Here is a 12,766-nt window from a genome sequence, read left to right as displayed (position 1 = left end):
ATTTCTCATCTTGGTTGACCCTCTTTATTGGAGGCTTCAGAGGTTAAGCGATATTATAGCGGAATATCTATTGAATTAGGTATGATGAAACGCGAGAAGATCAAAAACTCACGATCTCTAAATGATGGAACATTTTGCCGAACCACATGTCAAAAAGTCTCAATAAGTGATCGGATATATCGGAGCCTTCGTAGCATCTGGTATATTTAGGCGTTACCATGACCTTAATGGACAACGTGGGCATGTTTTGTGCCGCTTTATATACGAAAAACTACTTTCTAGGGTTGGAAAGCGTTGGTCATATCTTGTAATTTCAAGCTTGGCCCCAATATGTTATTGAGATTTCCGATTTCACAGAAGCTGTTTTTTTGTTGAGGTCTTAATTTAGGTTACAAACGTACCTAATAGCGATGCGGAACCTTGTGGTTTCGTTGTCACCCGTAAACCCTATGCTCTTGCTAGTTTTAGCTGTGAGCATACTTACTAGGACGACAAATTAAAGGTTGCTTTGCCTGTACCCGGTAAATTGACCATTAAGAGGTGTGCTCTTGAACGATATGCTAAAAAATATTTTATTGTGGTTGGTGATTGCTGCAGTGCTACTGACAGTGTTTAACAACTTTAATACCTCTTCGGATACCAACCGAATCTCTTACTCTGAATTCGTGCAAGAGGTTCATGATGGCCGTATCGCAAAAGTGGTTATTGATGGTTACACCATCAGTGGATCACGTACGGGTGGCGACAGCTTTGAAACCGTTCGCCCAGCCGCTGCGGATCCAAAAATCATGGACGACCTGCTAAGTAACAACGTAGTTGTTGAAGGTCGTATGCCGGAGCAGCAAAGTCTTTGGACTCAACTGTTAGTGGCTAGCTTCCCAATCTTATTGATCTTGGCGATCTTCGTTTTCTTTATGCGCCAGATGCAAGGTGGTGGCGGTGGTAAAGGCGGTCCAATGTCATTTGGTAAGTCTAAAGCTCGTCTGCTTCCTGAAGATCAAATTAAGACAACGTTTGCTGATGTAGCTGGCTGTGATGAGGCCAAAGAAGACGTAGAAGAGCTAGTAGACTTCCTACGTGAGCCAGGTAAGTTCCAGCGTCTTGGCGGTAAAATTCCACGCGGTATCCTAATGTGTGGACCTCCAGGTACAGGTAAAACTTTGTTGGCGAAAGCCATTGCTGGTGAAGCAAAAGTACCTTTCTTCACGATTTCTGGTTCTGACTTCGTTGAAATGTTCGTTGGTGTCGGTGCATCTCGTGTGCGTGACATGTTTGAACAGGCGAAAAAACACGCACCTTGCATCATCTTTATTGATGAGATTGACGCAGTGGGTCGTAACCGTGGCTCTGGTATGGGCGGTGGTAATGATGAGCGTGAGCAAACTCTGAACCAATTACTGGTTGAGATGGATGGTTTCGAGGGTAACGAAGGTATTATCGTTATCGCCGCAACTAACCGTCCAGACGTTTTGGACCCTGCGCTATTACGTCCTGGTCGTTTTGACCGTCAAGTGACCGTTGGCTTGCCTGATATCCGTGGTCGTGAGCAGATTCTAAAAGTTCACCTACGCAAAGTGCCTGTGGCTGATGACGTGGAGCCAAAGAACATCGCTCGTGGTACACCTGGTTTCTCTGGTGCTGATCTGGCTAACCTAGTTAACGAAGCCGCGCTGTTCGCAGCACGCTCTAACCGTCGACTAGTTAACATGGAGTTGCTTGAGCTGGCGAAGGATAAAATCCTGATGGGCGCTGAGCGTAAATCCATGGTGATGAAGGAAGAAGAGAAGCGTAATACGGCTTACCACGAAGCGGGTCATGCGATCGTTGGTTATCTGATGCCGGAACACGATCCTGTGTACAAAGTAACCATCATTCCTCGTGGTCGTGCCCTAGGTGTAACCATGTACTTGCCAGAAGAAGATAAGTACAGCCTAAGTAAGCGTGGCTTGGAATCGCAAATCTGTAGTTTGTATGGTGGTCGTATCGCAGAAGAGTTAGTTCACGGTTTCGACGGTGTTTCAACTGGCGCTTCAAATGACATCGAACGAGCGTCAAGTATTGCCCGTAGCATGGTCACTAAATGGGGTCTATCAGAAGAGTTGGGCGCCTTCGCCTACGAAGAAGAAGATCAAACCGGTTACCTAGGTGGCAGCACTGGCGCCAAAGCGAACTATTTCTCACCAGAGACTGGTAAAAAACTGGATGCGGAAGTGCGTGGTATCATTGATCGTTGCTACAAAAAAGCGACACAGATCCTTGAAGATAACCGCGATAAGCTTGAGATGATGGCGGATGCCTTGATGGTCTATGAGACAATCGACGCCAAGCAGATCAAAGAGATCATGGACGGCAAGAAGCCAAGCCCTCCAGCAGGCTGGTCTGACCCATCTGCAGGTGGAAATGGTCCAAGTGAAAATGCGGAAGTGGCGCAAGAGCCAGATCCGCAACAAGCGAATGAACATGATTCAATGACAGACTCATCTGATACTCCAGATGACGTACCTGCCTCTCAAAAACCAACTGGCGAAGCTTAAGCTTCGCCAGCTTGTTTCTAAAGTAAGTGAATAAATCGATGTCGGTAATGGTATTTGGCGATAAGTCATTAGACTTATCGCTTCCTCGCGTTATGGGGATTCTCAACGTAACCCCGGATTCTTTTTCTGATGGTGGTCAACACAACAATTTAGATGCTGCTTTGCGCCAAGTGGAGCGCATGATTGAAGACGGCGCTGACTTTATCGACGTCGGCGGTGAATCTACTCGACCTGGCGCTGCAGTGGTCGGTGAGCAAGAGGAGTTAGATCGAGTTTTGCCTGTTGTGGAAGCCATCAAACAGCGCTTTGACACCATTGTTTCAGTGGACACCAGTACACCATCAGTAATCACTGGTTCTGCTAAGTTGGGTGCAGGGTTTATCAATGATGTGCGGGCGCTGGAGCGTGATGGTGCTTTGGCCGCTGCAGCGGCTACTGGGCTGCCTGTTTGTCTCATGCATATGCGTGGGACGCCGCAAAACATGCAAGATGCCCCCTCCTACGAGGATTTAATTGGTGATGTTGAGCAGTATCTTTTGGCTCGCATTGACGCTTGTGTTGGGGCCGGCATCGAAAAAGATAATATTATCTTGGATCCAGGTATCGGCTTTGGCAAAACCCTAGTTCATAATACGACCCTACTTAAACACACAGAGCGCCTGTTGAATTTAGGTCATGAAGTGCTGATTGGAGTGTCTCGTAAAACTATGATCGGAGACATTCTTGGTGTGCCCGTGTCGGAACGTTTATATGGCACCATGGGCGCGAATGCTTCGACCTATCTAAAAGGCGCTCGCATTTTCCGTGTTCACGATGTGAAGCCACATGTGGATATGCTGAAAGTGATGCATCAAATAGAAGAGAGCCGTAATGCGTAAATATTTTGGTACCGATGGTATTCGCGGTGAAGTGGGCAAAGGGCCGATTACCCCTGAATTTATGCTCAAGCTGGGCTGGGCTGCTGGCCAAGTTTTTAAAGAACACGATAAGAAAATCCTGATTGGTAAAGATACGCGTATTTCAGGCTACATGTTTGAGTCTGCTTTAGAGTCAGGTATTGTGGCGGCGGGTGCGGATGTGCGCCTTGTTGGGCCTATGCCGACACCTGCAATTGCTTATCTAACACGTACTTTCCGGGCGAGTGCGGGCATCGTGATCAGTGCCTCTCACAACCCTTACACAGACAACGGTATTAAATTCTTCTCGGCTCAAGGTGGCAAATTGTCCGATGAGATGGAGGAGAAAATCGAATACTACCTAGATCAACCAATGCAGGTGGTGGATTCGAGTCTGATCGGTCGAGCTAAGCGCATCGACGATGCGGCGGGGCGTTACATTGAATACTGTAAAGGTACTTTCCCAATAGGTCTGCAACTATCGGGCCTTAAAATTGTGGTCGACTGTGCCGATGGGGCAACGTATCACGTGGCTCCGCGCGTATTCTCCGAGCTGGGTGCTGAAGTCATTGCGATTGGTGTGAACCCTGATGGTCTAAACATTAACGAAGACAGTGGTGCAACCAAACCTGAATTGCTGCGCAAAAATGTTTTGGCTGAAGAAGCGGATATTGGTATTGCCTTAGATGGCGATGGTGACCGCCTGATATTGGTAGATCGTTTCGGTAAAGTCTGTGATGGTGACGATGTGCTGTACATCATTGCTAACCATTTGATGGATACAGGGCGTTTCAATGGTGGCGTAGTTGGTACACTGATGAGCAACTTTGGTTTGGAACTGGCGTTTTCTGAAAACGGCATTGGTTTCAGTCGTGCCAAAGTAGGCGACCGCTACGTTAACGAGAAACTGATTCAGCATGGCTGGGTGTTAGGTGGTGAGCCATCGGGTCATATCGTGTGCCGTGATATCACCACGACAGGTGATGGAATTATTGCCGCGCTGCAAGTATTACGGGCCATGATTGAAGAGGGCAAAGCCCTACATGAGCTGCTGTCTGGCCTGATTAAATTCCCGCAAAAGCTAAAAAACGTTCGTGTTGCTCAGCGTTTCGCGCCAGCAGAAGAGCCTGAATTGCAAAAAGCCATTGCCATGGCCAATGAGAAGTTAAACGGTCTTGGGCGAGTTTTATTGCGTGCTTCGGGCACGGAACCACTGATTCGTGTGATGGTCGAAGGCCGTGATCAAGAAATGGTGGACGAGTTAGTTGACTATTTAGCAAACGAAGTTGAGCAAGTTGCACTCAATAAGAGTAAGCAATTGGCTGATTCTTAACTTAAAAATCAATAATTAGCGCTTGATATAGGCTAGACAATTGCCTAGAATGGGCGCCTCTAAATTAGGGGTATCACTATGACACGTCGCAAGATAGTCGCAGGTAACTGGAAAATGAATGGCTCTTCTGAGTCCGTAGTTGAACTGGTTAAAGGCCTAAAAGCCTGTGATACCGTTGATGTAGTAGTGGCGCCAACATTCGTATATTTGCCGTTAGTAGCTCAGCAATTAGTGGATTCACCAATTAAACTGGCTGCACAAAACGTGTCTGAATACACATCTGGTGCTTACACTGGGGAAGTGAGCTTGTCTATGTTGCAAGACTTCTCCGTGTCTCATGTGATTTTGGGGCACTCTGAGCGTCGTGCTTTATTTGCAGAGACAGATGCTCAGGTGGCGAAAAAAGTAGCGGCGACAATCGCGGCTGGCTTAACGCCAATTTTATGCGTCGGTGAAACGCTTGAACAACGTGAAGCAGGTACCACTCTAATCGTGTGTAACGCTCAGGTTGATGCAGTGTTAAATGAAATCGGCGTAGAGTTGTTCGAGAAAGTTGTGATTGCTTACGAGCCTGTTTGGGCGATCGGTACAGGTAAATCGGCAACGTCAGAACAAGCTCAAGAAGTACATAAAGGTATTCGAGATAATATTGCCTCTCAGTCGGTTGAAATTGCGGAAAAAATCGCTATTTTATACGGCGGCAGTGTTAAGGCATCTAATAGTGCAGAGCTATTTGCTCAGGCTGATATCGATGGCGCTCTTGTTGGGGGCGCATCATTGGATGCTAAAGAATTTAATTCGATCATAGAATCTGCGAAGTAGAAAAATGGAAGCTTTAGTTTTAGTTGTTCATGTATTAGCAGCTGTTGCTATCATCGGGTTGGTGTTGATTCAACAGGGTAAAGGTGCTGATGCAGGTGCTTCCTTTGGTGGTGGCGCATCGCAAACAGTATTTGGTAGTCAGGGCGGCGGTAGCTTCTTTGGCAAACTAACGGCTGTATTTGCTCTGGTATTCTTTTTGACTAGCTTTGGCTTGGCGTTTTTCGCTAGCGAGCAGGCAAAAACTGTGAACGGTGGTTTGGATTTTGTACCAAGCGCGTCACAAGTGGAAGAAACTGTGGAAATGCCAGCGATTGATTCAAGCGCTGAAGAGTCTGCAGCGAACCAGGATATCCCTACAGTAGAGTAATTCTCTACGAAAAAATGCCGATGTGGTGGAATTGGTAGACACGCCATCTTGAGGGGGTGGTGGCCTACGGCTGTGCCGGTTCGAGTCCGGCCATCGGCACCATTCTTGAGAAAAACGCATTGTTGTAGTAGAATGCGTTCTCGTTGACGCGGGATGGAGCAGTCTGGTAGCTCGTCGGGCTCATAACCCGAAGGTCGTCGGTTCAAATCCGGCTCCCGCAACCAACCTAGTCTTATTGTGTTCACATAATAAGATTAAGGTCTGAGAAGATCTTATAGTTTGGATGGCCCCTATATGGGGTTTTTTGCTATCTGAACTACTGTTAAATGGGCCTTGAGCCCGTTTTTTGTTTCTACGCTTTTTATCGGAGAAGGCATTTGTCTACTAAGTTCACACAATTAGAAGAGCTTATCAGGCCCGTTGTTGAAGGTTTGGGCTTTGAATTTTGGGGGCTCGAATACATTTCTCAAGGCAAGGATTCTGTTCTACGTGTATTTATTGAAACAGACTCCGAGAAAGGAATTGATGTAGAAGATTGTGCATCTGTAAGTCGCCAAGTGAGCGCAATCATGGATGTAGAAGACCCTATTTCTGGCGAATACCATCTAGAGGTGTCATCACCTGGTCTAGATCGCCCATTATTTGAACTCAGTCAGTACCAACGATTCATTGGTTCTGTTGTGTCATTACGCTTGCGTGTGCCGTTTGATGGTCGCCGCAAATTTAAAGGTCAGCTCACCGGCATTGAAGGTGATGAAGTGGTGCTGCTCGTCGATAGCGAAGAGTACTTGCTGCCAATCGAGTTGATTGAAAAAGCAAACATTGTTCCTCAGTTTTAATTTATTCAACCTTTGAGAGAGGCTAAAAGGATGAGCAAAGAAATTCTTTTGGTAGTAGAAGCGGTATCCAACGAAAAAGATGTACCAAAACAGGTGATTTTCGAGGCCGTAGAAACTGCATTAGCAAGCGCTGCAAAACGACGTTTTGAAGGCGACGCAAAAGTACGTGTATCCATTGATCAGCGCACTGGCGATTACAAAACCTACCGTCAGTGGGACATCGTAGCGGATGAAGATTACTCAGCTCCTGATTCAGAACTAACGACTGATGATATGGAAGAAATGGGTTTAAACATCGCTGCGGGTGAGATCTACGAAGAAGAAATCGAATCAGAAGAATTTGGCCGTATCGCGGCGCAAACTGCTAAGCAAGTGATCGTACAAAAAGTACGTGAAGCAGAGCGTGCGAAAATGGTTGCTCAGTACAGTGATAAAGTGGGCAAACTCGTACACGGTCAAGTGAAGAAAGTAACTCGTGATAGCCTAATCATCGATTTAGGTGAAAACGCGGAAGCCTCTTTGCCAAAAGACGCTTTGATCAATCGTGAAACGTTCCGTCTAAACGATCGTATTCGTGCGTTGCTACAGGAAATTCGTGAAGACAACCGCGGTTCACAGTTGGTGCTTTCACGTACTTCACCAGAATTTATGGTGGAACTGTTCCGCCTTGAAGTACCTGAAATCGCAGAGGAAGTAATCGAGATTCGCGGCGCTGCCCGTGATCCAGGTCTACGTGCGAAAATTGCTGTTAAGACCAGCGATCGCCGTATCGATCCTATCGGTGCTTGTGTTGGTATGCGTGGCGCACGTGTACAAGCCGTTTCTAATGAAATGAACGGCGAGCGTGTGGATATCGTGCTTTGGGATGACAACCCAGCACAGCTAGTTATCAACGCCATGGCGCCTGCAGAAGTTGACTCAATCGTTATTGATGAAGACTCTCACTCTATGGACGTAGCTGTGAAGAGTGACAATCTTGCTCAAGCGATTGGTCGTAACGGTCAAAACGTTCGTCTAGCATCAGCATTGACTGGTTGGACGCTAAACGTGATGACAGCGGAAGATGCTGAAGCAAAACAACAAGAAGAATCACAGAAGCTGATTGACTTGTTTGTGACGGCTTTGGAAATCGACGATGACCTAGCGATTCAGCTAGCTGAAGAAGGCTTTGCAACAATCGAAGAAGTTGCATACGTGCCGATGGAAGAAATGTTAGACATCGACGGATTTGATGAAGATTTAGTAAACGAGTTACGTACACGTGCAAAAGAATCATTACTGAACCAAGCATTGCAAGCGGAAGAGCAGCTGGAAAGTGCTAAGCCTGCTCAAGACTTGCTAGAAATGGAAGGCATGGATAATCACCTAGCCTTGGTTCTTGCATCGAAAGGTGTCGTGACGATGGAAGATTTAGCAGAACAATCCGTTGATGAATTACTCGAGATTGATGGAATGGACGCAGAACGTGCCGCAGCACTTATTTTGACCGCGCGTGCACCATGGTTTGCTGAATCTGAATAAAATCTGAGTAAAAAGGGGGAACTTAATGACAGTTCAAACCGTTAAGATATTATCCGAACTGGTGAACACACCAGTCGAGAAACTATTAACTCAGATGAAAGATGCTGGCCTGCCTCATAAGAGCGCGGATCAAGAAGTATCTGATGTTGAGAAGCAAGTACTGTTAAACTACCTTAAGCGTCAGCATGGCGACTCGGGTGAGACGGAAGGTGAGCAACGCATTACCCTTCAGCGTCGCACGAAGAGTACGCTATCTGCTGGTGCTGGTAATAAAACAGTTAACGTTGCGGTTAAGAAAAAACGCACTTACGTGAAACGCACGGATGTCGAAGATGAGCTAAAACGTCAGCAAGAAATGCTGGCACAGCAACGCGCGACAGAAGAGCAAGCACGTATTGAGGCTGAGAAGGCTCGCGAAGAGGCGGCAAAACTTGAGGCCGAACAGGCAGCTAAGGCAAAAGCCGAAGCTGAAGAACTAGCTCGTAAAGAAGCTGAACGCCAACAACAAGAGCGTGCAGCAGCAGACCGAGCAGCAAAGCAAACGGAGCCAAACGACTCCGATATGGGAGCGGAACAACTCGTGGATAATTCTAAAGAGACCAAAACCAATCGTAAGGTTTCTCAAGCAGCTGGCGAAGTCAAAAGCGGACCAGCGCCGAAAGGTAAAAAAGCTGCACCTAAGCAAAACGATCGTGAAAAAGACAAGCCACGTGGCCGTGCTGATCAAAAACGCACAGGCCGTATTTCTTTGAATGATGATGACGAGTTTTCTCGTCGCGGCGGCAAACGTAAGCTGAAGAAGCCTTCGAAGCAAGAGCATGGTTTCCAAAAACCAACTGCGCCAATGATTCATGAAGTAGCGATTCCTGAAAGCATCACGGTAGCGGAACTGGCTGACAAAATGGCCATTAAAGCTGCAGAAGTGATCAAGGTGATGTTTAAGATGGGCGCTATGGCGACCATTAACCAAACAATTGACCGTGACACAGCAACGCTAGTCGTTGAAGAAATGGGTCACAAAGTTAAATTCATTGACGAAAATGCCTTAGAAAACGACATGATCGACTCTATCGATTATGAAGGTGAGGCGGTTAAACGTGCGCCAGTTGTGACCGTAATGGGCCACGTTGACCACGGTAAAACGTCGCTACTTGACTACATCCGTACTACACGCGTAGCAGCGGGCGAGTCTGGTGGTATCACGCAGCACATCGGTGCTTACCACGTAGAAACTGATCACGGCATGGTGAGTTTCCTTGATACACCTGGACACGCGGCGTTCACGGCGATGCGTGCACGTGGTGCGCAAGCAACGGATATCGTAATCCTAGTGTGTGCGGCAGACGACGGCGTAATGCCTCAGACGATTGAAGCGATCCAGCACTCTCGTGCAGCGGGCGTTCCAATTGTTGTTGCCATGACTAAGATCGATAAAGAATCTGCTGATATCGACAAAGTGAAAAACGAGTTGGTAGCACAAGAAGTTGTGCCAGAAGAATGGGGCGGTGACGTTCAATTCGTAGGCGTATCGGCGAAATCTGGTGAAGGTATCGACGAGCTTCTAGAAGCGGTTCTACTGCAAGCAGAAGTACTTGAACTGACAGCGGTTCCAAGCGCACCAGGTAAAGGTGTGGTGGTTGAATCTCGTCTAGATCGTGGTCGCGGTTCTGTGGCAACAGTACTCGTACAGAACGGTACTCTGAAGAAAGGGGACATCGTACTAGCGGGTCTGCAAATGGGGCGTGTACGTGCGTTGTTGGATGAGAATGGTAAGGCTGTTGAGTCTGCTGGTCCATCTATCCCAGTTGAGATCCTAGGTCTTGACGGCACACCAGATGCCGGTGAAGAGTTCATCGTTGTAGCAGACGAGCGTAAAGCGCGTGAAGTAGCGAACTTCCGTCAAGGTAAATACCGTGAAGTACGCTTTGCTCGCCAGCACTCTGCTAAGCTTGAAAACTTATTCTCTGGCATGGGCCAAGAAGAAGTTGGCACGCTGAACATCGTATTGAAAGCCGACGTTCGTGGTTCGTTGGAAGCTCTGATCAAGTCTTTGACTGACCTAAGTACTGACGAAGTAAAAGTAAACGTAGTATCAAGCGGTGTAGGTGGTATCACTGAAACTGACGCGACCCTAGCGCTTGCTTCAAACGCGGTAATCTTCGGCTTCAACGTACGTGCGGACAGCTCAGCGAAGCAGTTCATCGAGCGTGAAAACGTAGACCTACGTTACTACAGCGTTATCTACAACATCATCGACGATGTGAAACAAGCCCTATCAGGCATGTTGACACCAGATCTACGTGAAGAAATCGTTGGTACAGCAGAAGTACGTGACGTATTCCGTTCACCTAAGTTCGGTCTGGTAGCGGGTTGTATGGTGCTTGAGGGTACGGTTTACCGTAACGAGAAAATCCGTGTCCTACGTGACAACGTGGTAATTTTCGAAGGTGAACTAGAATCTCTACGTCGTTTCAAAGACGCTGTTAACGAAGTCCGTCAAGGTATGGAATGTGGTATCGGCGTGAAGAACTACAACGACGTGAAAGAAGGCGATAAGATCGAGGTCTTCAAGACTATCGAAGTCGCTCGTACACTTTAATACAGGGATACACAATGGCAGGCGAATTTAGTCGTACTAGTCGTATCGGTGACCAGCTCCAAAAGGAGCTGGCATCCCTAATACAATTTGAAGTGAAAGACCCACGTCTTGGTATGGTAACGATCAACGAAGTGCGTGTTGCAAAAGACCTAGGCTATGCGGATGTGTACTACACCGTGCTTGGGTTAGATGACAATGCGGAACGTTTGGCAGAAAACCAAGCGGCACTGGAAAGTGCAAAAAACTTCCTGCGTTCTCGCCTTGCGAAAGAAGTGAAACTGCGCATCATGCCGCACCTACGTTTCCACTACGACAACAGCGTAGTAAACGGTGCACGCATGTCTGCGTTGATTGACGAAGCTGTTCGCAAGGACCAGAAACAAGACTCAAACGAAGAGTAAGCGCTTACCATGGGTAAAACGCAATGGCGCGCCATTGATGGCGTTGTGCTACTAAACAAACCTCTGGGTCTGAGCTCTAATCAAGCGTTACAAAAAGTTCGCCGTGTGTTCCGTGCTGCTAAAGCCGGACATACGGGGGCACTTGACCCACTTGCCACTGGCATGTTGCCGCTTTGTCTTGGCGAAGCCACCAAATTCTCGCAATTCCTTCTCGACGCTGACAAGCGTTACATTACCTGTATTGAACTGGGTATTCGTACCACCACAGGCGATAAAGAAGGCGATATCCTGACTAATGAAACTGTACCACAGCTTTCTGATGATGAATTAGAAACGCTACTGGATCGTTTCCGTGGGGAGATCGAGCAAGTACCACCGATGTATTCCGCGTTAAAGCACGAAGGTAAGCCTTTGTACGAATACGCCCGTCAAGGCATCACTATTGAGCGTAAACGCCGTAAGGTCTTTATCTCAAATTTAGAGGTGCTGGAGCGCAGTGAAAACACTCTGACTTTGGACATTAGCTGTACCAAAGGCACTTATATTCGCACCATTGGTGAAGATATCGGTGAAGCCATGGGTTGTGGTGCGCATCTTAAGACGTTACATCGTGTCTCAACCGCAGGCTATGATCCAGCGGACATGCTTACCATCGAAGAATTTGAAGCGTTGGCTGAACAGGGCGAAGACATTCTTGATCAACAGTTAATGGGTGCGGATACCGCCGTATTGCATTTACCGGAGATTGTCATGTCAGTGCAAGAATCCCAAGATATAGTGTTTGGTAGATTACTAAGCAACACACGTGGTTTTGACGAAGGTCAATTACTACGCCTATACGTAGAAGGCACACGCGCTTTCATGGGTTTAGGCGAAGTGAAAAAAGGCAAAATTAAGCCACATCGATTGGTAAATACGAGTGAGTTAGCGAAAAAATAGTGCTAGAATACTCGGCCCTAGGGTAACTGAAAATATGCTCGGCTATCCTGGACACATTCATAGCATATTAATTGGAGATAAAGATTATGGCATTGTCTGCAGAACAAAAAGCAGCATTGGTTGCAGAGTTTCAGGTTAAAGAAGGCGACACTGGTTCACCAGAAGTTCAAGTTGCATTGCTAACTAAGAACATCGAAGGTCTACAAGGTCACTTCAAAGATCACAAAGGCGACCACCATTCTCGTCGCGGTCTAATTCGCATGGTAAACCAGCGCCGTAAATTGCTGGACTACCTAAAGCGTAAAGACGCTGCACGTTACACTAGCTTGATCAAAAAGCTAGGTCTACGTCGCTAAGACAGAGAAAGGGCCATAACCATATGGCCCTTTTTTCTTTATAGGCCTCCCAAGGGACAGCCTGTACTTCATATGTGTTTTTCTCCGATCAACAAAACGACGCAGTAAAGAATACATTTGAGTACTGGCTACTAAAGATTGTCTTTGGGAGAAAGTTAC

11 protein-coding genes and 2 tRNA genes are annotated in these 12,766 nt (G+C 47.1%); all 13 read left to right on the top strand.

All coding sequences use genetic code 11. The features are described from left to right. Nucleotides 1-548 precede the first annotated feature (548 nt). The 13 genes from ftsH (at nt 549) to rpsO (ending at nt 12,607) form a co-directional block, all read left to right on the top strand. Nucleotides 549-2,534 carry an ATP-dependent zinc metalloprotease FtsH gene (gene ftsH / locus ASC49_RS14010; protein ID WP_055463881.1) on the top strand — a complete coding sequence of 662 codons (1,986 nt, stop codon included), beginning with the start codon at nt 549-551 and terminating at the stop codon, nt 2,532-2,534. A 38-nt stretch (nt 2,535-2,572) separates the two neighbouring features. Further along, nucleotides 2,573-3,412: a dihydropteroate synthase gene (gene folP / locus ASC49_RS14005; protein WP_055463880.1), complete on the top strand. Its 840-nt coding sequence runs from the start codon at nt 2,573-2,575 to the stop codon at nt 3,410-3,412. Continuing rightward, nucleotides 3,405-4,763 (top strand): phosphoglucosamine mutase, encoded by a 1,359-nt coding sequence (gene glmM / locus ASC49_RS14000; protein ID WP_055463879.1) that lies wholly within the window; start codon nt 3,405-3,407, stop codon nt 4,761-4,763. Before folP ends, glmM begins: the two co-directional genes overlap by 8 nt. A gap of 78 nt (nt 4,764-4,841) precedes the next feature. Next, the gene (tpiA, locus tag ASC49_RS13995) at nt 4,842-5,585 is read left to right on the top strand and encodes a triose-phosphate isomerase (protein WP_055463878.1); all 744 of its coding nucleotides are present in this window, start codon (nt 4,842-4,844) and stop codon (nt 5,583-5,585) included. A 4-nt stretch (nt 5,586-5,589) separates the two neighbouring features. Beyond that, nucleotides 5,590-5,952: a preprotein translocase subunit SecG gene (secG, locus tag ASC49_RS13990; protein ID WP_055463877.1), complete on the top strand. Its 363-nt coding sequence runs from the start codon at nt 5,590-5,592 to the stop codon at nt 5,950-5,952. Nucleotides 5,953-5,968: 16 nt separating this feature from the next. After that, nucleotides 5,969-6,054, top strand: a tRNA-Leu gene (locus ASC49_RS13985). Nucleotides 6,055-6,099: 45 nt separating this feature from the next. Further along, nucleotides 6,100-6,176 (top strand) — tRNA-Met (locus tag ASC49_RS13980). 153 nt (nt 6,177-6,329) lie between these two features. Then, nucleotides 6,330-6,791 (top strand): ribosome maturation factor RimP, encoded by a 462-nt coding sequence (gene rimP, locus ASC49_RS13975; RefSeq protein WP_055463876.1) that lies wholly within the window; start codon nt 6,330-6,332, stop codon nt 6,789-6,791. Nucleotides 6,792-6,821: 30 nt separating this feature from the next. Beyond that, nucleotides 6,822-8,312, top strand: a complete 1,491-nt coding sequence (gene nusA, locus ASC49_RS13970) for a transcription termination factor NusA (protein ID WP_055463875.1) — start codon at nt 6,822-6,824, stop codon at nt 8,310-8,312. A 25-nt stretch (nt 8,313-8,337) separates the two neighbouring features. Continuing rightward, nucleotides 8,338-10,911, top strand: a complete 2,574-nt coding sequence (gene infB, locus ASC49_RS13965) for a translation initiation factor IF-2 (RefSeq protein ID WP_055463874.1) — start codon at nt 8,338-8,340, stop codon at nt 10,909-10,911. A gap of 14 nt (nt 10,912-10,925) precedes the next feature. Continuing rightward, nucleotides 10,926-11,312, top strand: coding sequence for a 30S ribosome-binding factor RbfA (rbfA, locus tag ASC49_RS13960; protein WP_055463873.1), 387 nt, complete (start codon nt 10,926-10,928; stop codon nt 11,310-11,312). 9 nt (nt 11,313-11,321) lie between these two features. Beyond that, entirely contained in the window at nt 11,322-12,251 is a 930-nt protein-coding gene (truB, locus tag ASC49_RS13955) for a tRNA pseudouridine(55) synthase TruB (protein WP_055463872.1), read from the top strand. A gap of 86 nt (nt 12,252-12,337) precedes the next feature. Continuing rightward, entirely contained in the window at nt 12,338-12,607 is a 270-nt protein-coding gene (gene rpsO, locus ASC49_RS13950; RefSeq protein WP_055463871.1) for a 30S ribosomal protein S15, read from the top strand. Nucleotides 12,608-12,766: the final 159 nt, after the last annotated feature.

The sequence above is a fragment of the Marinomonas fungiae genome (assembly GCF_001418205.1).
GTDB lineage: Bacteria > Pseudomonadota > Gammaproteobacteria > Pseudomonadales > Marinomonadaceae > Marinomonas > Marinomonas fungiae.
Note: the sequence above shows the minus strand (reverse complement) of the source record. Positions and strands in the feature narration are given on the sequence as shown.

Excerpts from the sequence above, each read along its gene's own strand:
- glmM (WP_055463879.1), top strand. The coding sequence starts at position 3,405 with ATGCGTAAATATTTTGGTACCGATGGTATTCGCGGTGAAGTGGGCAAA.
- nusA (WP_055463875.1), top strand. The coding sequence starts at position 6,822 with ATGAGCAAAGAAATTCTTTTGGTAGTAGAAGCGGTATCCAACGAAAAA.
- truB (WP_055463872.1), top strand. The coding sequence starts at position 11,322 with ATGGGTAAAACGCAATGGCGCGCCATTGATGGCGTTGTGCTACTAAAC.
- infB (WP_055463874.1), top strand. The coding sequence starts at position 8,338 with ATGACAGTTCAAACCGTTAAGATATTATCCGAACTGGTGAACACACCA.
- folP (WP_055463880.1), top strand. The coding sequence starts at position 2,573 with ATGTCGGTAATGGTATTTGGCGATAAGTCATTAGACTTATCGCTTCCT.
- rpsO (WP_055463871.1), top strand. The coding sequence starts at position 12,338 with ATGGCATTGTCTGCAGAACAAAAAGCAGCATTGGTTGCAGAGTTTCAG.
- secG (WP_055463877.1), top strand. The coding sequence starts at position 5,590 with ATGGAAGCTTTAGTTTTAGTTGTTCATGTATTAGCAGCTGTTGCTATC.
- tpiA (WP_055463878.1), top strand. The coding sequence starts at position 4,842 with ATGACACGTCGCAAGATAGTCGCAGGTAACTGGAAAATGAATGGCTCT.
- rbfA (WP_055463873.1), top strand. The coding sequence starts at position 10,926 with ATGGCAGGCGAATTTAGTCGTACTAGTCGTATCGGTGACCAGCTCCAA.